Source organism: Caulobacter sp. GW821-FHT10A06, from assembly GCF_059415805.1.
Map to the genome: position 1 here is coordinate 329,611 of NZ_JBWKNY010000003.1, position 22,834 is coordinate 352,444.

Annotated in this window: 21 protein-coding genes and 1 tRNA gene; 13 read left to right on the forward strand and 9 right to left on the reverse strand. The window is 68.1% G+C overall.

Translation table 11 applies throughout. From position 1 onward, the window contains the following. Positions 1-127: 127 nt before the first annotated feature. The 8 genes from AC07NF_RS09360 to AC07NF_RS09395 all read left to right on the forward strand — a co-directional run bounded on the left by AC07NF_RS09360 (position 128) and on the right by AC07NF_RS09395 (position 10,479). Entirely contained in the window at positions 128-2,146 is a 2,019-nt protein-coding gene (locus AC07NF_RS09360) for a glycoside hydrolase family 97 protein (RefSeq protein WP_494632036.1), read from the forward strand. Between the two features lie 129 nt (positions 2,147-2,275). Next, the gene (locus AC07NF_RS09365; RefSeq protein ID WP_494632035.1) at positions 2,276-3,067 is read left to right on the forward strand and encodes an ABC transporter permease; all 792 of its coding nucleotides are present in this window, start codon (positions 2,276-2,278) and stop codon (positions 3,065-3,067) included. A 9-nt stretch (positions 3,068-3,076) separates the two neighbouring features. Then, a complete protein-coding gene (locus AC07NF_RS09370; protein ID WP_492814078.1) occupies positions 3,077-3,829 on the forward strand; it encodes an ABC transporter ATP-binding protein in 753 nt (250 codons plus the stop codon). Beyond that, positions 3,826-4,746 (forward strand): class I SAM-dependent methyltransferase, encoded by a 921-nt coding sequence (locus AC07NF_RS09375; protein WP_494632034.1) that lies wholly within the window; start codon positions 3,826-3,828, stop codon positions 4,744-4,746. Before AC07NF_RS09370 ends, AC07NF_RS09375 begins: the two co-directional genes overlap by 4 nt. Beyond that, complete coding sequence (locus AC07NF_RS09380) at positions 4,743-7,199, forward strand: glycoside hydrolase family 99-like domain-containing protein (protein WP_494632033.1); 2,457 nt, start codon at positions 4,743-4,745, stop codon at positions 7,197-7,199. The genes AC07NF_RS09375 and AC07NF_RS09380 overlap by 4 nt, the downstream gene beginning before the upstream one ends. Before the next feature lie 116 nt (positions 7,200-7,315). Further along, positions 7,316-8,227 carry a glycosyltransferase family 61 protein gene (locus AC07NF_RS09385; protein ID WP_494632032.1) on the forward strand — a complete coding sequence of 304 codons (912 nt, stop codon included), beginning with the start codon at positions 7,316-7,318 and terminating at the stop codon, positions 8,225-8,227. A 3-nt stretch (positions 8,228-8,230) separates the two neighbouring features. Further along, positions 8,231-9,400: a glycosyltransferase family 61 protein gene (locus tag AC07NF_RS09390; protein ID WP_494632031.1), complete on the forward strand. Its 1,170-nt coding sequence runs from the start codon at positions 8,231-8,233 to the stop codon at positions 9,398-9,400. Continuing rightward, positions 9,397-10,479, forward strand: coding sequence for an esterase-like activity of phytase family protein (locus AC07NF_RS09395; protein WP_494632030.1), 1,083 nt, complete (start codon positions 9,397-9,399; stop codon positions 10,477-10,479). Before AC07NF_RS09390 ends, AC07NF_RS09395 begins: the two co-directional genes overlap by 4 nt. On the opposite strand, the gene AC07NF_RS09400 is transcribed toward AC07NF_RS09395, so the two are convergent. Further along, a complete protein-coding gene (locus AC07NF_RS09400; protein WP_494632029.1) occupies positions 10,476-11,321 on the reverse strand; it encodes an oxidoreductase in 846 nt (281 codons plus the stop codon). The genes AC07NF_RS09395 and AC07NF_RS09400 overlap by 4 nt on opposite strands. A gap of 122 nt (positions 11,322-11,443) precedes the next feature. On the opposite strand from AC07NF_RS09400, the gene AC07NF_RS09405 reads away from it, so the two are divergent. Further along, positions 11,444-12,334 carry a LysR family transcriptional regulator gene (locus AC07NF_RS09405; protein WP_494632028.1) on the forward strand — a complete coding sequence of 297 codons (891 nt, stop codon included), beginning with the start codon at positions 11,444-11,446 and terminating at the stop codon, positions 12,332-12,334. A 6-nt stretch (positions 12,335-12,340) separates the two neighbouring features. On the opposite strand, the gene AC07NF_RS09410 is transcribed toward AC07NF_RS09405, so the two are convergent. The 3 genes from AC07NF_RS09410 to AC07NF_RS09420 all read right to left on the reverse strand — a co-directional run bounded on the left by AC07NF_RS09410 (position 12,341) and on the right by AC07NF_RS09420 (position 15,338). After that, positions 12,341-12,697 (reverse strand): response regulator, encoded by a 357-nt coding sequence (locus AC07NF_RS09410; RefSeq protein WP_492814091.1) that lies wholly within the window; start codon positions 12,695-12,697, stop codon positions 12,341-12,343. Continuing rightward, complete coding sequence (locus AC07NF_RS09415) at positions 12,694-13,839, reverse strand: sensor histidine kinase (RefSeq protein ID WP_494632027.1); 1,146 nt, start codon at positions 13,837-13,839, stop codon at positions 12,694-12,696. Before AC07NF_RS09415 ends, AC07NF_RS09410 begins: the two co-directional genes overlap by 4 nt. 221 nt (positions 13,840-14,060) lie before the next feature. Beyond that, positions 14,061-15,338 carry a dicarboxylate/amino acid:cation symporter gene (locus AC07NF_RS09420; protein WP_494632026.1) on the reverse strand — a complete coding sequence of 426 codons (1,278 nt, stop codon included), beginning with the start codon at positions 15,336-15,338 and terminating at the stop codon, positions 14,061-14,063. Positions 15,339-15,417: 79 nt separating this feature from the next. Between AC07NF_RS09420 and AC07NF_RS09425 the strand changes: the two genes are divergently transcribed. Beyond that, positions 15,418-15,494: transfer RNA gene (locus AC07NF_RS09425), tRNA-Arg, on the forward strand. A 28-nt stretch (positions 15,495-15,522) separates the two neighbouring features. After that, positions 15,523-15,891 carry a hypothetical protein gene (locus AC07NF_RS09430; RefSeq protein WP_494632025.1) on the forward strand — a complete coding sequence of 123 codons (369 nt, stop codon included), beginning with the start codon at positions 15,523-15,525 and terminating at the stop codon, positions 15,889-15,891. Here AC07NF_RS09430 and AC07NF_RS09435 read toward each other — a convergent pair whose 3' ends face one another. From AC07NF_RS09435 to AC07NF_RS09445, 3 genes are read right to left on the reverse strand one after another with little or no spacing between them, the layout of a single operon-like run. Beyond that, positions 15,892-16,356: a nuclear transport factor 2 family protein gene (locus tag AC07NF_RS09435; protein WP_494632024.1), complete on the reverse strand. Its 465-nt coding sequence runs from the start codon at positions 16,354-16,356 to the stop codon at positions 15,892-15,894. It abuts the gene before it with no gap. 32 nt (positions 16,357-16,388) lie between these two features. Beyond that, complete coding sequence (locus AC07NF_RS09440; protein ID WP_494632023.1) at positions 16,389-18,443, reverse strand: 2Fe-2S iron-sulfur cluster-binding protein; 2,055 nt, start codon at positions 18,441-18,443, stop codon at positions 16,389-16,391. A gap of 27 nt (positions 18,444-18,470) precedes the next feature. After that, the gene (locus tag AC07NF_RS09445; protein ID WP_494632022.1) at positions 18,471-19,082 is read right to left on the reverse strand and encodes a glutathione S-transferase family protein; all 612 of its coding nucleotides are present in this window, start codon (positions 19,080-19,082) and stop codon (positions 18,471-18,473) included. Between the two features lie 244 nt (positions 19,083-19,326). On the opposite strand from AC07NF_RS09445, the gene AC07NF_RS09450 reads away from it, so the two are divergent. Continuing rightward, positions 19,327-19,614, forward strand: coding sequence for a hypothetical protein (locus AC07NF_RS09450; RefSeq protein ID WP_494632021.1), 288 nt, complete (start codon positions 19,327-19,329; stop codon positions 19,612-19,614). A 115-nt stretch (positions 19,615-19,729) separates the two neighbouring features. Here AC07NF_RS09450 and AC07NF_RS09455 read toward each other — a convergent pair whose 3' ends face one another. Beyond that, positions 19,730-20,626 (reverse strand): LysR family transcriptional regulator, encoded by an 897-nt coding sequence (locus tag AC07NF_RS09455; protein WP_494632020.1) that lies wholly within the window; start codon positions 20,624-20,626, stop codon positions 19,730-19,732. 34 nt (positions 20,627-20,660) lie between these two features. Further along, the gene (locus AC07NF_RS09460; RefSeq protein ID WP_494632019.1) at positions 20,661-21,632 is read right to left on the reverse strand and encodes an alpha/beta fold hydrolase; all 972 of its coding nucleotides are present in this window, start codon (positions 21,630-21,632) and stop codon (positions 20,661-20,663) included. A 351-nt stretch (positions 21,633-21,983) separates the two neighbouring features. Between AC07NF_RS09460 and kduI the strand changes: the two genes are divergently transcribed. Further along, positions 21,984-22,832, forward strand: a complete 849-nt coding sequence (kduI, locus tag AC07NF_RS09465) for a 5-dehydro-4-deoxy-D-glucuronate isomerase (RefSeq protein WP_494632148.1) — start codon at positions 21,984-21,986, stop codon at positions 22,830-22,832. The last annotated feature ends 2 nt before the right edge of the window (positions 22,833-22,834 follow it).

Below are 22,834 nucleotides of genomic sequence, written 5' to 3' on the forward strand. Positions count from 1 at the left end.
TCCGGCGCGGGCGTCCAGTGCGCGCCAACCTTGCGTTCGGCTGGATCCGTCCAGCCCAAGTTCTCCCCCTGCGCCTCCGGCTCCGATCCTGCGGAGCCGGGGCGCCCTTTTCGAAAGAGACCGTTCGATGAGCTTCCGAACCCTGGCCCTGCTGGCCGCCCTGGCCTCGCCGGCGCTCGCTCAGGCCGCGGAACGCGAGTGCGCCCAGTCGCCGGGCAAGGTGATCGAGGTGTGCGTCTTCACCAAGGACGGTCAGGCCTTCTACGAGGTGAGCAAGGGCGGCAAGGTCGTGCTGGCCCCGGGGGCGATGGGCCTGACCTTCGCCGGCGAGGCGCAGGCGCGCTATTCGAGCATCACGGCCGCCAAGCGCTCGGCTAGCGACACCAGCTGGGAGCAGCCCTGGGGCGAGCAGCGGGTCATCCGCGACAATCATTCGGAACTGACCGTCTCGCTGGCCGGCGACACCCCGTTGAACAAGAGTGTTGACGTTACCTTCCGGCTCTTCGACGACGGCCTGGGCTTCCGCTACGCCTACACGTCGATCCCGGCCGGCCAGGCCGTGGCGGTCACCGACGACCGCACCGAGTTCAAGCCCGTCGGCGCCTATGACGCCTGGTGGTACGAGGCTCTGGGCCAGGAGCGCGACGAGTACCTTTACAAGCAGACCGACGCCCGGCGCATCACCCTGGCCGAGACGCCGCTGACCATGCGCGAGAAAGGCGGGCTGCACCTGTCGTTCCACGAGGCGGCGCTGATCGACTTCCCCAGCATGCTGCTCGCCGGCAATGGCGCGGGGACCTACAAGGCCAAGCTGATGCCGTGGCAGGACGGGATCCTGGCCAAGAAGACCGGCGCCTTCGCCACGCCCTGGCGCACCGTGCTGATCGGCGACACCGCCGGGGCCCTGGCCGACAGCCGCATCGAGCTGAACCTCAACGAGCCCAGCAAGCTCGCCGACACGTCGTGGATCAAGCCGGGCAAGTACGTCGGCATCTGGTGGGAGATGCACCTGCAACGGTCGACCTGGGGCAGCGGCCCGATCCATGGGGCGACCACCGAGAACACCAAGCGCTATATCGACTTCGCCGCCAAGTACGGCTTTGACGGCGTGCTGGTCGAGGGCTGGAACAAGGGTTGGGACGGCGACTGGATCGCCAATGGCGAGAAGTTCAGCTTCACCCAGGCCTATCCGGACTTCGACATCAAGGCGATCACCGACTATGGCCGTTCGAAGGGCGTCAAGCTGATCGGCCACAACGAGACGGCCGGCGCTGTGCCCAACTACGAGGCCCAGCTGGAAGACGCCATGAAGCTCTACGAGAGCGTCGGGGTCAGCCAGGTCAAGACCGGCTATGTCCGCCACAGCGGCACGATCGTCGACCAGGACGGCCAGCAGCAGTGGTTCGCCGGCCAATATATGGTGCGCCACAACCTGCACGTCGCCGAGGTCGCCGCCCGCCACAAGATCTCGATCGACGCCCACGAACCCGTCAAGGACACCGGCCTGCGCCGCACCTGGCCCAACATGCTGAGCCGCGAGGGCGCTCGCGGGCAGGAGTTCAACGCCTGGGGCGATCCGACCAATCCGCCCGAGCACACGGTGATCATCCCCTTCACCCGCATGCTGGCCGGGCCGATGGACTTCACGCCGGGCGTCATGGACGTGGTCCACGGCAAGACCGAGCTGACCCGTCGCGGCCAGTCGACCATCGCCACCCAGCTGGCTCTCTATGTCGTGCTCTACAGCCCGATCCACATGGCCGCCGACCTCTTGGAGAACTACGAGGCCCGTCCGGACGCCTTCCAGTTCATCCGCGATGTGCCGACCGACTGGGAGGTGTCCAGGACCCTGCAGGGCCAGGTCGGTGACTATGTCGTCGTCGCCCGCCAGCAGCGCGGGGCCAAGGACTGGTTCCTGGGCGCCCTGACCGACGAGCAGCCGCGCAAGCTGAGCCAGAAGCTGGACTTCCTGACCGCCGGCAAGCGCTACGAGGCCCAGATCTATCGCGACGGCCCCTGGGCCGACTTCCGCACCAACCCCGGCGCCCTGACGGTCGAGAAGAAGATCGTCACCGCCAAGGACAGCCTGGACCTGGACATGGCGCCCGGCGGCGGGGCGGCGATCCGGTTCAAAATCCTGGACTGACGGGCTTGGAACTATAGTTTTTACGCAACACGTCGTTCATCGACCTTCCAAAGCAATTGTCGGGCGGCTCGGGGCTCTATAAGCAGGCCCCTTACTGGTCGCCCGACGTGGCGTTTTGGAAGGTCGCGAATGCCGAGTCCCGTGATGGCGGCGCTCAAGGACGTGGGAGACGGGATCCGTCTCGCGCCCCTGTGGTGGCGGCTCGGCCTGGACCAGACGGCCTCGCGCTTCCAGCGGTCGATCCTGGGTCCGTTCTGGATGGCCTGCAACCTGCTGGTCGTCGCCTTCGCCCTGGCTTTCCTGGTCAGCGCCCTGATGGGCGCGGACATCATGAAAAACTATCCGCAGGTGGTGGCGGGTCTTCTGGCCTGGTCGCTGGTCGGCACGGCCATGGCCGAGTCCCAGGCGATCTTCCTCTACAATGCGGGCCTGATGCAGAACCAGCGTCTGCCGCTCAGCTTCTACGTCTTCCTGCACGTCCAGAAGGCCGCGACGAACTTCCTGTTCCAGGCCATCGCATACTGGGCGGTGATGCTGCTGATCGGCCGGTTCGTGGTGCCGCACTGGACGCTGATCCCGGCGGTCGTGGTGATGCTGCTGATCGTGGGCCTGCAGGGCTTCGTCATCGCCGTCCCGTCGACCCGCTTCCGCGACGTGGCCTACATGATGAGCTATGTCGTCCAGCTCTTGTTCTATGTGACGCCCGTGTTCTGGATGGCCACCAATGTCAGCGCCAAGCATCGTTGGGTGGTCGAACTGAACCCGTTCGCCCACCAGGTGGAACTGCTGCGCGCCCCGCTGACCGGCCACGCGCCGGCCCTCATCGACTGGTGCTGGACCCTGGGTACAACCGGCGTCCTGGCCGTCATCGCCTTCACGCTGCTGGCCTTGTTCCGCAAACGCGTGGTCTTCTGGCTGTAGGAGCAGGCGATGACGCACCGGATCACGCTGAACAACGTCGACCTCGACTACTTCGTCTACAGCCTGCGCTCGCAGTCGCTGCGTAGCGCCGTGTTCAACCTCGCGGTCGGCGGCAAGATGTACAAGGCCGCCGGCGATGTCGCCGCGGTCAAGGCGCTGCACGACATCAGCCTGGACATTGTCGAGGGCGACCGCATCGCCCTGGTCGGACACAACGGCTCGGGCAAGACGACCCTGCTCAAGGTCATCGCCGGCATCTATCATCCCACGCGTGGCGAGCTGTCGATCGACGGCGACATCACCTCGATGATCGCCATCAACGCCGGTCTCGACATGGAGGCCACCGGCCTTCGCAACATCCACAAGCTGGGCATGATGCGCCGGCTGTCGCGCAAGACGATCGAAAGCCGGATCGAGTCCATCGCCGAGTTTTCGGGGCTGGGCGACTTCCTGCACCTGCCGGTGCGGACCTATTCGGCCGGCATGCAGGCGCGCCTGATGTTCGCCGTGGCCACCGAGTTCGAGGCTGACATCCTGGTGCTGGACGAGTGGCTCAGCGCCGGCGACGCCGCCTTCGTGCAGAAAGCCGCCGACCGCATGCACCGGATGGTCGAGGACGCCAAGATCGTGGTCCTGGCCACCCACGACCACGACCTGGTCCGCCGGGTCTGTAACCGCGTCTGCGAACTGCAGGGCGGCCGTATCGCCTTCCTGGGCACCACCGAGGAATGGCTGGCTTACAAGGAATCCCAGGCCGCATGACCGACACCGTCCGTCGTATCGCGCACGAAGACCTCAAGGGCGTGGCCGCCGACGTGTGGCTGGCGCGCCTGAAGCGTTCGGTCGCCGAGCGGGTCCAGGGTGGGGTTCTGTATCCGGACTTCCCGTCGGCCGAGATCCAGCGCCAGTTCGTCGGCTCGGCCTATGAGGACGCCCTGGACGAGGCCGGCCGCTTCTATCGCTTCGCCCAGGAGAGCATGGGCGATCGCGGCTACAAGCAGTCCAGCGGCAAGGGCTATCTGGACTTCGGCTGCGGCTGGGGCCGCATCGGCCGCTTCTTCCTGCGCGATTTCCAGGCCGACGACATCGTGGGCGTCGACATCGATCCCGACATGGTCGCCTTCTGCGCCGGCGCCAACCTGCCGGGAAGCTTCGACACCATCGTCAACGGCCAGCCGCTGCCGTTCGCCGACGGCCACTTCCGGCTGGTGACGGCCTATTCGGTCTTCACCCACCTGCCGCCGCACCTGTTCCGCGCCTGGCTGGCCGAGCTGATGCGCGTGCTGGCCCCGGGCGGCCTGTTGGTGTTCACGGTCGAGCCACCGCGCTTCCTGGACTTCATGGACGCGGCCGATCCCAACTCGTCCAACGCCTGGCACGTGGCCCTGTCGGCCTACAAGGACCAGCTGCCGCGCATGCGGGCCGAGCTGGCCAAGGACGGCATCGCCTATCTGCCCTCGGGCGGCGGCGCCTATCGCGAGTCCGACGTCTATGGCGACACGACCGTGACCGCTAAGTACGTGGCCAAGGAAGCCGCCCCGCACGGCGGCGAAGTGGTGCGCTACATCGACGATCCGGCCCGCTTCTTTCAGGCGGCGGTGGTCATCCGCAAGCGTGATCCCAACCGCCCGCAAGGCTTCTTCACGCGGCTGCTGGCCCGGCTTTCGGGCAAGGCATGAGCAGCCTCCCGTCCGGTCTCAAGCCTGGCCGCGACGTCACGATCCGGGGCGGCGACGCTCAGGGCCGGACGATCCTGGCGGCGGCCGGCGGCGACCCGCAGATGCTGTGGACTCCGACCCGCGCCGAGCGGGCGGGGCTGAAGGCCGCCAAAGCGGTCCGCATCGACCTGAAGCTGGACGCCGTCGAGGGCCAGCTGGTCGGTCCGGCGCTCTATGCCGACTGGGGCGACGGCTTTTCCGAGGACTCCTACACCCGCCTGAAGGCCGGTCCCGACGGCTGGTTCGCCTCGCTGCCGGCTCGCAGCTGGCAGCTGAACGCCGTCCGCCTGGACCCGTCCGAGGGCGAGTGCGCCTTCACGGTCAGCGACTTTAAGGTCACCCGTGTCGGCGACCTGGGCGCGGATCCGCGCGGCCTGCGCGGCGCGGTGATCCAGGCGCTGAAGCCGGCCCTGGGGCCGCTGGGCAAGCCTATCGGCGCGGTCTGGCGGCGAGGCAGGGCGCTGATGCAACGCTCGCGCGGGACCCGCGCGGCCGCTGGCGACGCTGGACCGGTCCGGGCGACCTACCAGCATGCGATCGCGGTCTCGAAAAACCTTCGCAGCCCGCACTTCGCCGCGCCGATCGCCGCGCCGATCGTGCTGCCGGCCGACGCGCCCAAGGTCGTGGCCTTCTACCTGCCGCAGTTCCATCCGTTCCCGGAGAATGACCTGTGGTGGGGCAAGGGCTTCACCGAGTGGACCAACGTTTCCAAGGCCCAGCCGCAGTTCCTGGGGCACTACCAGCCGCGCCTGCCGGCGGACTTGGGGTTCTACGACCTGCGCCAGCGCGAGGTCATCGCCCAACAGATCGACCTGGCCAAGGGCGCGGGTGTCTCGGCCTTCTGCTTCCACTACTACTGGTTCGCCGGAAAGCGCCTGCTGGAGCGGCCGATTGAGCTCGTTTTGGCCGATCCGACCTTGGACTTCCCGTTCGCCCTGTGTTGGGCCAACGAGAACTGGACCCGGCGCTGGGACGGCGACGAGAGCGACGTCCTGATGGGCCAGGACCACTCGCCCGAAGACGACCGCGCCGTGTTCGAGGACATGGCCCGCTACATCCGCGATCCGCGCTACCTGAAGGTCGGCGGCAAGCCGGTGCTGGTGCTGTATCGCCCCGAGATCCTGCCGGACGCCAAGGCCACCACCGATCGCTGGCGTGAGCAGGCGCGGGCCATGGGCCTGGGCGAGCTGCACCTGCTGTGCACCACGGCGTTCGGTTTCCAGGACTATGCCAGTCACGGTTTCGACGGGCTGATCGACTTCCCGCCGCACGCCATCGTCGAGGGTGAGATCACCCGCTCGGTGACGCCGCTGCATCCGAACTTCACCGGCAAGGTCTACGACTATCCAACGGTGGTGCAGCACAAGCTGGACGAGCTGGAGGGCGCGCCCGCCGCCTTCGTGCCGGGCGTCATGCCGGGCTGGGACAATCAGGCCCGCAAGCCGTGGGCCGGCCACGCCTTCCACAACGCCGATCCGGAAAGCTACCTGACCTGGCTGTCGGGGGCGCTGAAGCATGTCGAGGCGCGGCATCCGAAGGGCCAGGCCATGGTCTTCGTCAACGCCTGGAACGAGTGGGGCGAGGGGGCTTACCTCGAGCCTGACCGTTGGTTCGGCCACGGCTATCTGCACGCCACCCGCACGGCCCTGGGGGCCTATGTCCCGCGCCTGACCGACGCCCATCCGCTGGTGGCGCAGGCGCAGGGCGCTTTCCAGAAGCGTGCCGACGCCGTGGTGCTGCTGCACCTGTTCTATCCCGAGCTGATCGACTGGTTCGCCCAGCGCCTGGCCGCGACGGCCGGCGGTCTGGATGTGATGATCACCGTGCCGGAGAGCTGGAACGAGGCCGACCTGGCTCGCGTCCGCGCCGCTTTCCCGACCGCGCATCTGGCCATCGCCGAGAACCGCGGCCGCGACATCCGGCCGTTCGTCCAGACCCTGCGCCGCGCCCGCGCCCTGGGCTATTCGGTGTTCTGCAAGCTGCACTCAAAACGCTCGCCGCACCGGGCCAAGGGCGATGAATGGCGGGCCGAGCTGTTCGACGGCCTGCTGGGCGGCGAGGCCGCGTCCCTGGCCCTGCGCGCCTTCGCCCAGGATTCGAAGCTGGGCCTGCTGGCCTCGTCCGAGGCCCGCATGCGGATCGGCGATCCGGACGTCATGGCCAACAATGGCGCGGCCGTGGAGCGCCTGTCGGCCCGCATGGGGCTGAAGCCTAGCCCTGAGACGCCGTTCGCGGCCGGCTCGATGTTCTGGGGACGGACCGAGGCCTTCGCGCCGCTGTCGGATCTGGCCGACGCCGAGATCGGCTTCGAGCCGGAGCTGGGCCGGGTCGACGGCACGACGGCTCATGCGATCGAGCGGCTGACCGCCGCGATCGTCGCCCGCGCCGGCTATCGCGCGAGCTTCGAGCTGTGAAACAGGTGATGAGCCTGGCCCGCCGAACGGCGCGCCGGCTGAAGACCCTGGTTCCTAAAGCTCCGCTTCCTAGGCCGCCCTCTGTACCTCTGACGATCGCTGAGAGCAGCGATCCCGTGGTGCGCGACGCCTGGTACGCACCGGCCTTTGGGGCGGTGTTCGATGACCAGGGGCGGGTGTTCGAGGCCACTGTCCGTTCGGCGCTGACCTACACCCCGACCCTGGCGGCCTTGCCGAACGCGTGGCGCGAGGGCGAGACGACCCAGTTCGGCCTGCCCCACGAGGCGGTCCAGATCCCCCGCGCCACGGTGTTCGTGAGCTGGGGCGGCCTGCACAACTACGCCAGCTTCCTGCTGGGTGACCTGCCAAGCCTCGTCGCGGCCGAGCAGACGGGCGCGCTGGCCAGCCATCCGCCGATCGCGCCGCCGCTGCTGCCCTGGCAGGCGCAACTGCTGGACCTGACCCTGGGCGGGGCGGTGAAGCCCACGATTGTCGAGGCGCCGATTGTCCGCTTGGGCGAGGCGGTGTTCGCGGCGCCGGACTTGGCGTTGGCGCGCGAGCGGATCCTGACCCATGTGGCGGTGCCGCACGACCCGGGCGCCCCCAAGCGCATCTATGTCAGCCGCCGGGGCGCGCTGAAGGGCCAGTTGCTCAACGAGGCCGAACTGGAAGCGGCTCTGGAAGCACGCGGCTTCTTTGTCGTGCGCCCCGAGGTCTGGTCGATCCGGGCGCAGATTATCCTGTTCCATCGCGCCGACATCGTTGTAGGCGCAACCGGCGTGGCCATGGCCAATGTTCTGTTTTGTCGATCGGGGACGAAGGTTGTTGAGATCCAGCCCGACGCTCTCGCAGGAGATTGGGTGCGCGACCTGGCTCAACGGGGCGGCGTCGAGACGCTGACCTTCTCATCGCCCGCGTTGCCCAACGACACCGAAGTCCTGACCGAAGGCCTGTCGTCTCCGGCCTCTGAGTTCGCGTGGCGGCTGGACCTGGACGCGTTCCTGACCTTCCTGGACGAGGCGCTGTAGGCCGTGGTCGCGTTTGTCGACATCACCGGCGCGGATCGGCTCTCGATGGGCAAGGCCCTGAACGGCGCGCAGCGGGTCGCGAGGGTCAAGCTGATGGGCTCCAGCGGGCCGATCCCGCCGCGTCCGATGCTGTGGCCCTGCGCCGGCGAGATGCTGAACGGCATGCACGACCTGCCCGACGTGGTCGCGCCAGAGATCGACCTGGTGGTCGTCCACCGCGCCGTGGCGGGCGGATCGGGCGCGCAGTTGAAGCTGGACGACGCCTATGTCCATGCCGACGAGGCTTATCCCCGCTACATCCGCTATCGCTACGCGCACGACATCGCCGCCGACGCTTGGCGCTTCGACGTCCCGGCCCGCAAGCGGCTGGACCGGGCGTTCGTGATCACCCACTACAACTACGTCTGGGGTCACTGGCTGACCGAGATGTATCCCAAGCTGTTCCTGATCCGGGCGCTGCTGGCGGCGGGCGTCGTGGCGCCGCTGCTGCTGCCGGTCACCGCCCCGGCCTATGTGGCCAAGATCGCCCAGGAGCTGGTCCCCGACCTGGAGATCGTCACCTACTACCCGCGCGATGAAGCGGTGGAGATCGGGACCGTCCTGCTCCCGCACATGCTGAGCCAGGACTACTATTTCCACGATGTCCTGCGCTGGAGCCTGGAGCGCGAGGCCCTGGCCTGGCCGCGTGGCGGGACGCCGGACAAGGTGTTCGTCAGCCGGGCCGGGGTGGGCGCCACCTTCCGCGAGCTGACCAACGAGGCCGAGATCGAGGGCGTCGCCGAAGAGCTGGGCCTGACCCTGGTGCGGCCCGAGGCGCTGCCCTGGGCGGAGCAGGCCAAGATCTTCTCGCGCGCCAGCGTGGTGGCCGGCGAGTTCGGCTCGGGCCTGCACAACGCCCTGCTGTCGCCGGCGGGCTGCCAGGTGGTGTCGCTGAACTGGCTGGTCGACGTGCAGTCGCGGATCGCCAACTTCCGCCGCCAGGACGTCGGCTACATCCTGCCGGCGGACGGGCGCGCGCGCCTGCATGCGGAAGAGCAACAGAGTCAACCGTTCACGATCGATCCCGTCGAGTTCCGGACCAAGCTGGCCATCGCGGTCGAGCGCGCCGAGGCCAAAGCCGCCTTGATCGGCTGGGAGGATGGTCCCGTAGCCCTGCGGGAGCTGACCTTATGAAGGCGCTGGCCCTGACCGTCCTGCTGCTGGCGACGCCGGCCGCCTCGGCCGAGCGGGTCTCGCTGCTCAAGGCCTGCGAGACGCCGAAGCAGATCGCGTTCCAGGGCGGTGGCTACGGTGGGATCTCAGGGATAGACCACGATCCGCGCACCGACCTCTGGGCCTTCATCAGCGACGACAAGTCCGAGCATGGGCCCTCGCACGCCTTCCTGGGGCGGCTCGACGTGCGCCCCGGAAAACCCTGCGGTCCGGTGCTGGAGGCGATGATCCCGCTGCGCCGCGAGGACGGTTCGACCTTCCCCGACCGCAAGGCAGGGACCGAGGCCGCCGACGGCGAGTCCATCCGCTTCGATCCGCTGAACCACGACCTGGTCTGGGCCACCGAGGGCGACTTCGACCACGGCTATCCGCCGTCGGTGCGGCGGATGAAGGCCGACGGGACGCCGGTCGCGCGACAGGTCGTGCCTGAAAACCTGACCTTCCACGACAGCGGCAAGACCGGCGCGCGCAAGAACGCCACCACCGAAGGCATGAGCTGGTCCGTCGACGGACGGTCCCTGTGGCTGTCGATGGAATGGCCCCTGGCCCAGGACGGCCCGATCCCCTCGGTGGCCGAGGGCGGCCTTACGCGCCTGACGAAACTGGATCGCGCGGGCAAGGTGCTGGCCCAGTACGCCTATCGCATCGACCCGGTGCAGGTCGCCTCGCCCGTGGGCGTCGGCGACAACGGGATCAGCGAGGTCCTGGCCCTGGATAGCCACCGTTTGCTGGTGCTGGAGCGCTCGGGCATCAAGGGCGCGGATGGGCGCTACAGCTACCACATCCGCCTCTATGTGGCCGACCTGGCCAAGGCACAGGATGTCTCGAAGATCGGGAGCCTGTCGGCGACGCCGGTGCGGGCCGCCGACAAGCGCCTGTTGCTGAACTTCGACAGCCTGGGCGTGCGGATCGACAATCTGGAAGTCATGGCGTGGGGCCCGCGCCTCAAGGACGGGGCCCGCACGCTGGTTCTGGCTTCGGACGACAATTACGACGCCAACCAGGTCAACCAGATCCTGGTCCTGCGGGTCGGCCCTTAAGCGGCGGCTTCCTCGGCCGGGAAGTCGGTCGACTCCGCCACGGCCCGCCAGTCCTTCAGCACCGCCAGGTGCGCGGCCGCGACGGCCTCAGTGGCGGCGGCCGTGTCGCTGCCCAGCGGCAGGCGGACCGGCGGGTTGGGCGCATCGACGAATTCGACCAGCACCTTGGCCAGGCGGTTGGGATCGCCGGGCTGGTTGTGACTGACCTGGGCGGCCAGGGTCCGCACCACGCCGGCCGTCTCGTTGTAGTCGGCGATGCTGGCCGGGCTGATGCTCAGCGAGGTCGAGTCCAGGAAGTCGGTGCGGAAATAGCCGGGCTCGACGGCCGTGGCGAAGATGCCCAGCGGGGCCAGCTCGGCGGCCAGGGCCTGGGTCAGGCCCTCGACGGCGAACTTGGTCGAGCAGTAGACGCCAAAGCCCGCGCCCGAGCGGATGCCGCCCACCGACGACAGGTTCAGGATCCGGCCCGAGCGTTGGCGACGCATGTGCGGCAGCACCGCGCGGGTCACGGCCAGCAGGCCAAAGACGTTGGTGCGGTACAGGGCCTCGACCTCGGCGCCGGTGGCTTCCTCGACCGCGCCCAGCAGACCGTAGCCGGCGTTGTTGACCAGCACGTCGATCCGGCCGAAGCGCTCGACAGCGGCTTTGGCGGCGGCGTGGGCTTGCGCTTCGTCGGTGACGTCCAGCGCCACGGCCAGGAGGTTGGGATGCTGACCCAGGCGCTCGGTGATCGAGGCCGGGTTGCGGGCGGTGGCGACGACGGCGTCGCCGGCCGCCAGGGCGTGTTTGGCGATCAGCGCGCCGAAGCCGCGCGAGGCGCCGGTGATGAACCAGGTGCGCATGTCTCGTTCCTTCCGTTTGGCCGCGTCCGGGGAGCGTCGCGGCGACGGAGGAATATCTAGACCTCGCGCTTAGATGAGATAATCATCCCATTTCTCGACAAGTCAGTGAGTTGATCTCATCAATGCGTCCCGTCGCGCCCGCCGACCTGGCCAGTTTCCTGGCCATCGCCCGCCACAAGAGCTTCCGCCGCGCGGCCGACGAGCTGGGCTGCACGCCGTCGGCGCTGAGCCATGCCCTGCGCAGCATCGAGGAGCGCCTGGACCTGCGCCTGGTCAACCGCACCACCCGCAGCGTCGCCCTGACCGAGGCCGGCGAGCAACTGTTCGAGCGCGTGTCGCCGGCCTTCCGCGACATCGACGACGCGCTGGACGATCTCAACAACTTCCGCGGCCAGCCGATGGGCGCGCTGCGCTTCAACGCCGCGCGCGGGGCGGCCGAAATGGTCCTGCTGCCGATGGTGACCCGGTTCCTGGCTCAGCAGCCCGGGGTGACGGTCGAGATCATCGCCGACTCCGCCCTGGTCGACATGGTGGCCGAGGGTTGCGACGCCGGCATCCGTTTTGGCGAGACCATCGCCCAGGACATGGTCGCCGTGCCGATCGGCGGCCGCCAGCGCACCGCCATCGTCGCCTCGCCGGCCTTTTTCGAGAAACATCCCAAGCCGACCACGCCCGAGCAGCTGAAGGAAATCCCCTGCATCCGCTACCGCTTCGCCAGCGGCCGGTTCTACGCCTGGGAGTTCGAGCGCGGCGGGATCGAGGTCAACATCGAGGTCGACGGGCCCCTGGCCCTCAATGACCAGCAGCTGACCATCCAGGCGGCCCTGGACGGCATCGGCGCGACCTTCGCCTTCGAGGAGCAGGTCACCGACTTGATCGCGGCGGGCAAGCTGGTGCGGGTGCTGGAGGACTGGTGTCCGTACTACAGCGGCTTCTACCTCTATTATCCCAGCCGTCGCCGCGCGCCCGCGCCGTTGCGAGCGTTCATCGACTTCATCCGCGAGGGCGGGTGAGGCAGGCTATTCGGGTTGGAACTTGTCCACGGCCCTGCGCAGGGCGCCGGCATTGATCGGCTTGGCCAGGACCTCGATGCTTTCGAAGCCCTTGCGCGGCAGGTCGCCATAGCCGGTGGCGAACACGAACGGCACGCCGCGCTCGCGCAGCTGTTCGGCGACCGGGAACACCATCTCGCCGCCGATATTGACGTCCAACACCGCGCCGTCGGGCGCCGGTTCGCCGCTGCCCAGCCATTCCAGGGCGTCATTGACGGCCCCAAAAGAGCCGGCGATCTCGCAGCCCAGATCGCCGAGCATGTCCTCGACCATCATGGCCACCAGGGCCTCGTCCTCGACGATCATCACCTTGCTGGACTTCATGCCGCGAGACTCATCCTTTGCGACAGCGGAGCGCGCAGGGTGTAGACCACGCCCTCCGGCGTGAAGTCGAGATTGGCCTTGCCGCCCAGGTCGCGCGACAGGCCGCGCTCGATCATCTGGAGGCCAAAGCCCTTGTGCTCGGGCTTGCCGGCTACGGCCGGGCCGTCAACTTCGCGCCAAGTCAGGGTCAGCATCGGCGGCGTCGCGGTTTCCTCGACGCTCCAGCGGATCACCACCCGGCCTTCGGGCGTCGACAGGGCGCCGTGCTTGGCCGCGTTCACCGCCAGCTCGTGCAGGGTCATGTGCACCGACACCGAGGTCTCGGCGCTGAAGGTCAGGGCCGGGCCGATGATGTCGAACCGCTCGGCCAAGTCGGGGCTGAACGGGGCCAGGGCCTTGCTCAGGATTTCGTGCAGGTCGGCGCGGCCCCAGGCGCGGCGGGTCAGCAGCTCGTGGGCCTGCGACAGGGCCAGAATGCGGTTCTCGAAGGTCTCGGCGAAGGCTTCCGGCGTCGGCGTCGAACGCAGGGTCTGGCGCGAGATCGACTGGACGATGGCCAGGGTGTTCTTCACCCGGTGGTCCAGCTCCTGCAGCAGGAAGGTGCCGTGGTGGCGGGCGTCGACCAGGCTGTCGTGCAGCCGGCCGCTTTCCAGGGCCGAGGCCGTGGCGCGGGCGATCACCTGCAGCTTCTTGACGATCTCGGGGGCGGGGACGTGCTCGTGCGACCAGTAGGCGCCGATGGCCGCCACCGGATCCTCCATGCGCACCGGCGTCATCACCAGGCTTTTGACGAAGGTCGGGCGATAGGCGTCGTGCGGGATGCGCTCGTCCAGATAGATGTCGGGGATGATCACCGTCTGGCGGTTCAGCATCGCCCAGCCCGAGATGCAGGCTGTCAGCGGGAAGCGCTTGCCCTTCCACAGCGGGCCGATCGCGTCCTCGTCGAAGTACCAGCACTTGTCGTTGTCGCGCAGGACGAAGGCGACACCGTCGGCGCCGGAAACGCGCCGGGCCGCCTTGCGGACGACCTCGGCCACTTCGCTGATGGTGCGGGTCGCCGACAGGGCCTCGATCGTTTCGATGAGCGTCAGCAGGTCCGTTTCGGACTTCGTGACATCGTCTCTAGGGGCCAAATCCAGCATTATTTGAAGATCGCACGTCGGTTGTGTTTGAAACCCTAACATGCAGACGGCGCCGGACAAGCGGAGCCGCCGGACGCTGGTGTGATCGTTTGCACATGCGCCAAGGTTGAGCTTGTGCGACGGTGTGGGTCGGATAGCCGACGAATATGGCGCGAGCCGTGCAAGAACGCTGCTAGATCAACGTTCTGGCGAGGTCTTGCGCCGGCGCTCGCTGGCCGTGCTCACGCCGCGGAGGGCTCGACGGGGCCCTTTTCACCCCGCAGGACGCGCGACAACCTGTCGCGGTCCAGGGCGCCTTCCCAGCGCGCGACGACCAGGGTGGCCACGCCGTTGCCGACTAGGTTGGTCAGGGCCCGGCACTCGCTCATGAACCGGTCGACGCCGACCAGCACCGCCAGGGCCGCGATCGGGATGTCGGGCACGACCGCCAGGGTGGCGGCCAGGGTGATGAAGCCCGCGCCCGTGACCCCCGACGCGCCCTTCGAGGTCAGCATGGCCACGCCCAGCAAGGCCAACTCCTGCCCCAGGCTGATGTGGGTGTTCGTCGCCTGGGCCAGAAACAGGGTGGCCAGGGTCATGTAGATGTTGGTGCCGTCCAGGTTGAAGCTGTAGCCGGTGGGAATGACCAGACCCACGACCGAGCGCCGCGCGCCGGCGTTCTCCAGCTTCTCCATGATCTGCGGCAGCACGCTCTCGGACGAGCTGGTGCCCAGCACGATCAGCAGCTCCTCGCGGATGTAGGCCAGGAACCGCAGGATCGAGAAGCCGCTGGCCCAGGCGATCGTCCCCAGCACCACCAGCACGAACAGCAGCGAGGTGATGTAGAAGGTCGCCACCAGCGCGCCCAGCTGCATCAGCGCCCCGATCCCGTACTTGCCGATCGTGAAGCCCATGGCCCCGAACGCGCCCAGCGGCGCCAGGCGGACCACGATGTGAATGACGCCGAAGAACAGCTTGGCCGCGTCCTCCAGCACATTGGCGACCTTGTCGCCGAAGTCGCCCAGCCGCGTGCAGGCAAAGCCCGTCAGGATGGCGATGACCAGCACCTGCAGCAGGTTGCCCTCGGCGAAGGCGCTGAAGAAGGTGTCGGGGATCAGGTGCAGCAGATAGGGGACCAGCCCCTCGCCGTGCTTGGCCTTCTCGACATAGCCGGCGGCGATGGACGGATCGAGCGTGGCGGGATCGATATTGAAGCCGTCGCCGGGGCGCAGGGTGCGCCCGACCACCAGGCCCAGGATCAGGGCCAGGGTCGAGACGACCTCGAAATAGAGCAGGGCTTTGACGCCCACCCGGCCGAACGCCTTGATGTCGCCCATGCGGGCGATGCCGCCGGCCACGGTGCAGAAGATCACCGGCGCGATGACCAGCTTGATCAGCTTGATGAAGGCGTCGCCCAGCGGCTTCACCGCCACCCCGATCTTGGGCCACAGCGCGCCGACCAATATGCCCAGCGCGATGGCGATCAGGACCTGCACATAGATCGATTTGAAATGCCGCACCGCGTTCGCCCCCACCTGCCGTGGACGGGGTTCGCACGCCCGCCATCTTGCGCTATTGACCCTGGCCCGCGCGAAGCGAGGCCCAGTAGCTCAGCAGGATAGAGCAGCGCTTTCCTAAAGCGAAGGTCGGGGGTTCGAGTCCCTCCTGGGCCGCCAGGGCCTAGCGCCAACGAGCCGCACCACCATGACCGTGACACCCCGCAAGCCGCCCTCCGCGTTCAAGCCTATCGTCCTCACCGAGGAAGCCGGCGTCGCGTTCCTCCAGCGCCATCCCGCCACGCGCGAGGTGGTCACGGGCTCGGCGCGGGATGGGCTGACCGAGGCCGCGCTGCATTTCCGAGACGACGTCAGTCCGCCTCCTCAAGAGCAGTGGGCCATGCCGAACAGCAACGTGCCGCGTGGCCGGGACGCGGACCTGCGTTTCGAGAACACGGGGCACGCGCCGCCGCTCGGCTTCTGGATGACCCATCCGGATGTCCTGGCGTGGACGACGTCCTCGATCGAGGACGCCTCGCCCAGCTGGTGGGTCGAGGTCTGGCTGAAGGGCCGCTGACTAGAACCCGAAGTCGCTCAGCCCGGGATGATCGTCCGGCCGCCGGCCCAGCGGCCAGCGGAACTTGCGGTCGGCTTCGCTGATCGGGTGTTCGTTGATGCTGGCGTGGCGGTGGCGCATCAGGCCGTCGGCGTCGAACTCCCAGTTCTCGTTGCCGTAGGCGCGGAACCAGTTGCCGCTGTCGTCGTGGTATTCGTAGGCGTAGCGCACCGCGATGCGATTGCCCTCGAACGCCCACAGCTCCTTGATCAGGCGGTAGTCCAGCTCCTTGGCCCACTTGCGGGTCAGGAAGGCCTGGGCCTCGTCGCGGCCGTTGAGGAACTCGGCGCGGTTCCGCCAGCGGGTGTCGGTCGTATAGGCCAGGGCGACCTTGGCGGCGTCGCGACTGTTCCAGCCGTCCTCGGCCAGGCGGACCTTCTCGATGGCGCTCTCGCGGGTGAACGGAGGCAGCGGCGGACGGGACATGGGGAGCTCCTGGTTCGCAAGGTAGATAGGGATCACAGCGCCAATTGCAGCGCTTGGCCGTCGGCCGCCGGGACCGCGCAGCAGATCAGCGCCTCGTCGTCGCCGACCTGGGCCGTAGGATGTCTCAGATACGAGACCGCGCCTTGAACGATCCTGGTTTTGCAGGAGCCGCAGGTCCCGGCGCGGCAGCTGAACTCCGGTTGCAGGCCGCGCGCCTCCGCCAGGTCCAGCAGCGTGCCTGAGCCAGGCTCCCAGCGGGCCTCCTTGGAGGACTCCATGAAGAAGACCGGCTTGGAGGTCGTCGCCGGCGGCGGGCCGGCCGGGATTGGCGCGGCCCCGACGTCGGGCGTGCGCTGCATCGAGGCAGGACCGAACGCCTCGGCGTGGATGCGCCGGTCGGCGATGTTCATCCCGCGCAGCCCGTCATAGACCGCCTGCATGAAGGCCGGCGGGCCGCACAGATAAAAGTCGTAGTCGTCGAACGGCAGCTCGGCGCGCAACGCGTCCATGTCCAGGCGACCCAGCAGCTCGTAGTCGTCAGGATCGGCGCCCTCGGTGTCGCTGAGGATCCGGGTCAGATGCATCGCGCCGCCGGTGGCCTCGACCAGGGCCGAAAGCTCGGCGTCGAAGGCCCGCTCGGCCTTGGTCCGCGCGGCCTGGAAGATGTAGGTCCGCCGGACGCCGCGCTTGCGGAAGCCCTCGAACAGCAGGTGGCGGACCATGGCGATCATCGGCGTGATGCCGACGCCGGCCGCCAGCAGCACGGCGGGACGTTTCTCGAGCGCGTCGATGGTGAAGTCACCGGCCGGGGCGCGGGCCTCGATCAGGTCGCCCTCGCGGATGTGGTCATGCAGATATCGCGAGACCAGTCCGTCGCGCTTGACGCTGATCCGGTAGAACGGGTCCGAGGGCGCGACCGACAGGGTATAGGTGCGGATCACCGGGCGCTCGGCGCCGGGCGGCTGCACGCGGATCGGCAGGTGCTGGCCGGCCAGGTGTGGGATGGCGACCGCGCCGTCGGCGGGCTCCAGCTCGAACGAGGCGATTGTGGCGCTTTCCTGCGTGATCTTCCGTGCCCGGAACGGTCGCCACTGGTTGGCCAATTCAGCGGCCTTCAGGCGCGCGGCGGTCTCGTCCCAGTTACCGGTGATCAGGGCGTTGGGCGAGGCGCCGTGCTGGCGGGTGCTCCAGCGGACGGGCAGGGCGGCGCGGCGGCGCACGAACCGGGTCGGGCGCACGCGCCACAGGCGCTCGGCCCCCTGGAAGGCGGCGATCTCGGGCGAATCCAGCACCACCTCGGCGTCGCCGGTCAGTTGCAGCAGGTCGCCGGTGGCGAAGTCGACGAACACCAGGCCCGCCTTGCCGTTCAGCAGGATGTTGCCCAGCGTGTTGAAGAACAGGTTGCCGGCGAAGTCGGGGATGGTCAGGACGCCGTCCTGCCCGATCCGCACGAAGCCGGGCTTGCCGCCCCGGTGCGAGACGTCGACCTCGCGGCCGTTCTCGTCGCTATAGGAGGCGACGAAGAAGGCGTCGGCGGCTTCGATTGTCCGCCGGGCCTCGGCGTCCAGGACCTCGAAGGTCTCGACCTGACCGCCATAGGGCGCGGCCGGATCGCCGATCACGTCGAAGTCGCGCAGCTGGATGTATTGCGGGCAGTTGCCGTAGCTGCGGCCGACCGTGACGTCGAAGCCATAGGGCCGGCGGACCAGCGCGCCATTCATGCGGTTGCGGCGGCGGGTGTGCAGCTCGATACCCAGCAGGCCGACGGGATCACCGTCCTCCATGCCCGCATCGGCCGGGTCACTGGGCTGGCGCACGGCGGCGATCGCCAGGGTGTGGATGTCGGGCGAGCTGATGAAGCCTGGCTGGCCGGCGACGATCGTCGCCCAGGGCGCGCCGGTCGGATCGACGCTGCCGACCACCAGGAACGGCAGCTGCGGGAAGAACTGGCGATGCTGGTCCAGCAGGTAGTCGCGCAGCACGCGGCGGCCGATCTCGTCCATGCGCTTGTCGACGCCGACCGCGCGCTGAATCTCGATCTCGCCGCGATGCCAGGGAGAGGGCTTTTCGATCTCTGTCGTCGTCATGGCGCTCTCCCTGGCGATCCGGCGGCGTTACGCGGCCAGGCCGATGGGCGTGCGGCGGAACGGCACGAAGCCCGGCAGGGCCTCGATGCGGGCCAGCCACTGGCGAACGGCGGGATAGGGCTCGAGGTCGACATTCCCCTCGGGCGCGCGGGCCGTGTAGCTGTAGAGGGCGACGTCGGCGATGGTCGGGCGACCGGCGACCAGCCAGTCTTGCTGGGTCAGCAGGTCTTCCAGGGTCTTGAGCAGGGCGTGGCCGCGGCCGATGACCTCGTCGGTGTCGAACTTGGCGCCGAACACGGTGACGAGGCGCGCGGCGGCCGAGCCGTAGGCCAGCTGGCCGGCGGCGACCGACAGCCAGCGCTGCACCTGGGCGGCCTGGACAACGTCTTCCGGCAGCCAGTCGGTCTTGCCGTACTTCTTGGCCAGATAGACGAGGATGCTGTTGGAATCCGGGATGACGATGTCGCCGTCTTCCAGCACCGGCACCTGGCCGAACGGGTTCAGCTTCAGGAACGCGGGCGTCTTGTGGGCGCCGCCGGCCAGGTCGACCTCGATCAGTTCGGCCTCGACGCCGATCAGCGACAGGAACAGCTGGGCGCGGTGGGCGTGGCCCGAGAGCGGGAAGTAGTGCAGACGCATCGTCGTGTCCTTTGGGGCGGAGCGGCTGGACACGGCGTCCATCCGATGTCCCGAAAACTAGACGCCGCCCCGCTGCGCTGAAGCCGTGACGGGGTAAAGGCACTATTCCGCACAGTGAAATGGTGAGTGGATCGTCTCGCTGACGTTTCGATCGGCGGAACAATCCATTCCGCCGGATCCGCGTTCTTCCGATCCCGCGTGGGGCTCATACCGATCTCATCGGCCAACCCCGCCGGAGAGAACGATGACCCCCGCAGATCTGAACCCGAAGCTGGCCGTGCAGGTCCGGCTGGCCCTGTTTCCGACCGAACCCGCCGTGGCGGAGGAGGCTTCGCAAGCCGGCCTGACCGGGGCCGAAATCGACGCCGCCCGCGAAGGGCGAAGCTTCGACATCCAGGTCCAGGCGGCGATCGTCCTGGCCTTGGCGTTGCGAGCTGGCGTCACGATGGATGCGGCGCGCGGCCGGGCCGAACGTGTCGGCCTGTGCGCCGGTCAGATCCGGGCGCTGCTGACCCTGGCGCGGGAGCACTGAGCGATGTCCCGCTTTCGTTTCCGCAAGACGGCCAAGACCTTCCTGCACGACGTCTTCGCCAGGCTCGCTGAAGGGCAGACCGTCGACGCGATCTCGTGGATGGGCCTGCTGTAGCCTAGTTGAGCAGGCGGTCGGCCCGCAGTCGCTCGCCGGCGAAGTCGATGAAGGTGCGGACCTTGGCCGGCGCCTGTCGCCCTTCGGGGTGAACGAGGTGGATCGGCAGCGGCGCTTCTTCATAGGCCGACAGCACCGTCTGCAGCTCGCCCGACACCAGCGAGGGGGCGACCTGGTACGACAGCACCCGCGTCAGGCCGAACCCGGCGATCGCCGCCTGCAGGGCCGCGTCGTTGGTGTTGCAGAACAGGCGCGGGTGGACGTGGACGATGGTCTTGTCGTCCTGGCCAAAGCGCCATTCCGACGACGCCCAGGCGCTGGTCGTGGCGATGACCGCATGGTTGGCCAGGTCGGCCGGCGCGGCGGGCACGCCGTTCTTCTCGAAATAGTCCGGTGACCCGCAGATCACCCGGCGGACTTGGCCGACGCGCAGGGCGCTGAAGCCGGAATTGGGCAGGTTGCCGATGCGCACCGCCAGGTCTACGCCCTCGTCGACGATGTTGACCATGCGATCGACGAACAGGGTGCGGACGCTGACCTGCGGGTGCTGCGCCAGATAGTCCATGATGATCGGCAGGATGTAGCGGTGGCCGAAGATCACGGGGGCGGTGATGGTCAGCACGCCGCTGGGGCGGGCGAAGCTACCAGCGGCGCTGGCCTCGGCCTCGGCCAGGTCGGCCAGGATCCGCGTGCAGTCCTCGAAGAACCGCGCCCCGGCGTCTGTCAGGGTGACCGAGCGGGTGGTGCGGGTCAGCAGGCGCGCGCCGATGGTCTCCTCCAACGCCGCCACCGCACGGGTGACGGCGGGCGGGCTCATGTGCAGGTGTCGCGCGGCCTCGGCGAAGCCCTTGGCTTCGGCCACCTTCACGAACACTCTCATCGCTTGCCAGCGATCCATGACGCCCGCCCCCTACCTTAAGTCTCCCTTATAGTCAGCGGGCGACCTTGCGATCCAGGAAGTCGCGGATCAGCGGGGCGATCTCGTCCAGCTTGTCTTCCAGGGCAAAGTGGCCGGTGTCGAGCAGGTGCATCTCGGCGTCGGGCAGGTCGCGCTTGTAGGGCAGGGCGCCCTCGGCGGGGAAGATCTGGTCGTTCTTGCCCCACACCACCAGGGTCGGCGGCTTGCGCTCGCGGAAGAAGGCCTGGAATTGCGGGTAGAGCGGCACATTGGTGCGGTAGTCGTAGAACAGGTCCAGCTGGATGTCCTTGTTGCCGGGGCGGTCCAGCAGGGCCTGGTCGTGGGTCCAGTTGTCGGGGCTGATGCGGCTGACGTCCTTCACGCCGTCCGTGTACTGAAATTTCGTGGTGTCCAGGGTCAGCACCCCCGCCAGCGCCTCGCGGTGGGCGGCCGAGCCGTCGGCCCAGTAGGCCTTGATGGGGTTCCAGAACTCCCGCAGGCCCTCTTCATAGGCGTTGCCGTTCTGGACGATCAGGCCGCTGACCCGCTCGGGGTGCTTGATGGCCAAGCGGTAGCCGACCGGGGCGCCGTAATCCATCACGTAGAGGGCGTAGCGCTCGGCCTTCAGCTGGGTCAGCAGCGTGTCGGTCATGTCGGCATAGTGGCTGAAGCTATATTCGAACTTGGTGTGGTCGGGCGCGTCGCTCTGGCCAAAGCCCGGATAGTCGGGGGCGATCACGTGGTAGCGGTCGGCCAGCAGCGGGATCAGGTTGCGGAACATGTGCGACGAGGTCGGGAAGCCGTGCAGCAGCACGACGACCGGGGCGCCTGTGGGGCCGGCCTCGCGGTAGAACATCTTCACGCCGTCGATGGTGGCGGAGCGGTAGTGGACCACCGGCGGGGCCAGGCGCTCGACGGCGGCCGGCGCCTTGGGCGCGGCGATTGCGGGGGTCAGCGGGGCCAGGCTGGCGGTGGCCAGCAGCAACGGAACGAGCAGGCGCTTCATGTCGGATCTCCTCAGATGTGAGGCCCGACCGTCTGTCGTCGTCGCCTCATGGCGAGGAAGATATTGCTGCGTCGAATTTCTTTAATTGGCGCGGTGTGGAAGGGATTATTTCGGCTTTCGCAATTATTGGCCCAGTTCCTACTGGCCGCACTGCCGTTCCACTTTTGTGTGACAAAGTGTGAAAGTCCGTGACGGAAATCGCGCTTTTCAGCCTTTTAAGACCATCTGTTCCGATTTGTGGACTTGCGTTCCGAATATAGTTTTGCCAGAAAATCCTATCGGGCGGACTTTAAGACGCCGCCCGCCATCGGCGCATACGCCGAGGCGCGTTGGGGTGGGGACTTTGGCTTGATCTACGACAGAGTCTTCTACGCCACCCATCCGGACATGATGGCCGGCGCCAGCAACCAGGACCTGCGCGAGCGGTATCTGGTCGATGGCCTGTTCGTCGCCGGCGGCCTGACTCTGAACTATCTGCACCAGGAGCGTCTGGTGCTGGGCGGCGTGACGCCGCTGAGCCAGCCGTTGGCGCTGCCTGTCCAGACCGAGCCACCGTCCCACGCCGGTAAGCCGTTCCTGGCGGCGCGCGAGATGGGCGTCGTCAATGTCGGCCACGGCGCCGGGCGCATCATCGTCGACGGTCAGGTGTTCGCCCTGGCGCCTTTGGACGCGCTCTACATCACGCGCGGCGCGGCCGAGGTGCGGTTCGAGAGCGACGATCCGGCCAATCCCGCTCGCTTCTACCTGGCCTCGACCCCGGCCCACGCCGCCTTCGAGACCAAGGCCCTGTCGACCGCCGCCGCCATCCCGCTGGAGCGCGGCACGCAGGACACCGCCAATCACCGCATCATCTACCAGATGGTCATCCCCGGGGTCTGCGCCTCGGCCCAGCTGTTGATGGGGCTGACCATCCTGCGTTCGGGCAGCGTCTGGAACACCATGCCGCCGCACGTGCATGACCGGCGCTCGGAGGCCTATTTCTATTTCCGCCTGCCCGAGACCGAGCGGGTGCTGCATTTCATGGGCGAGGCCGACGAGCTGCGCACCCTGGTGGTCGCCAACGAGGAGGCGGTGATCTGCCCGCCCTGGTCGGTGCACATGGGGGTCGGCGCCCACGCCTATGCCTTCATCTGGGCGATGGGCGGCGAGAACCTCGACTACGAGGACATGACCCCCGTCGACCTCTGCCAGCTGCGATAGGG

Excerpts from the sequence above, each read along its gene's own strand:
- AC07NF_RS09360 (WP_494632036.1), top strand. The coding sequence starts at position 128 with ATGAGCTTCCGAACCCTGGCCCTGCTGGCCGCCCTGGCCTCGCCGGCG.
- AC07NF_RS09365 (WP_494632035.1), top strand. The coding sequence starts at position 2,276 with ATGCCGAGTCCCGTGATGGCGGCGCTCAAGGACGTGGGAGACGGGATC.
- AC07NF_RS09370 (WP_492814078.1), top strand. The coding sequence starts at position 3,077 with ATGACGCACCGGATCACGCTGAACAACGTCGACCTCGACTACTTCGTC.
- AC07NF_RS09375 (WP_494632034.1), top strand. The coding sequence starts at position 3,826 with ATGACCGACACCGTCCGTCGTATCGCGCACGAAGACCTCAAGGGCGTG.
- AC07NF_RS09380 (WP_494632033.1), top strand. The coding sequence starts at position 4,743 with ATGAGCAGCCTCCCGTCCGGTCTCAAGCCTGGCCGCGACGTCACGATC.
- AC07NF_RS09395 (WP_494632030.1), top strand. The coding sequence starts at position 9,397 with ATGAAGGCGCTGGCCCTGACCGTCCTGCTGCTGGCGACGCCGGCCGCC.
- AC07NF_RS09400 (WP_494632029.1), bottom strand. The coding sequence starts at position 11,321 with ATGCGCACCTGGTTCATCACCGGCGCCTCGCGCGGCTTCGGCGCGCTG.
- AC07NF_RS09405 (WP_494632028.1), top strand. The coding sequence starts at position 11,444 with ATGCGTCCCGTCGCGCCCGCCGACCTGGCCAGTTTCCTGGCCATCGCC.
- AC07NF_RS09410 (WP_492814091.1), bottom strand. The coding sequence starts at position 12,697 with ATGAAGTCCAGCAAGGTGATGATCGTCGAGGACGAGGCCCTGGTGGCC.
- AC07NF_RS09415 (WP_494632027.1), bottom strand. The coding sequence starts at position 13,839 with ATGCTGGATTTGGCCCCTAGAGACGATGTCACGAAGTCCGAAACGGAC.
- AC07NF_RS09430 (WP_494632025.1), top strand. The coding sequence starts at position 15,523 with ATGACCGTGACACCCCGCAAGCCGCCCTCCGCGTTCAAGCCTATCGTC.
- AC07NF_RS09435 (WP_494632024.1), bottom strand. The coding sequence starts at position 16,356 with ATGTCCCGTCCGCCGCTGCCTCCGTTCACCCGCGAGAGCGCCATCGAG.
- AC07NF_RS09440 (WP_494632023.1), bottom strand. The coding sequence starts at position 18,443 with ATGACGACGACAGAGATCGAAAAGCCCTCTCCCTGGCATCGCGGCGAG.
- AC07NF_RS09445 (WP_494632022.1), bottom strand. The coding sequence starts at position 19,082 with ATGCGTCTGCACTACTTCCCGCTCTCGGGCCACGCCCACCGCGCCCAG.
- AC07NF_RS09450 (WP_494632021.1), top strand. The coding sequence starts at position 19,327 with ATGACCCCCGCAGATCTGAACCCGAAGCTGGCCGTGCAGGTCCGGCTG.
- AC07NF_RS09455 (WP_494632020.1), bottom strand. The coding sequence starts at position 20,626 with ATGGATCGCTGGCAAGCGATGAGAGTGTTCGTGAAGGTGGCCGAAGCC.
- AC07NF_RS09460 (WP_494632019.1), bottom strand. The coding sequence starts at position 21,632 with ATGAAGCGCCTGCTCGTTCCGTTGCTGCTGGCCACCGCCAGCCTGGCC.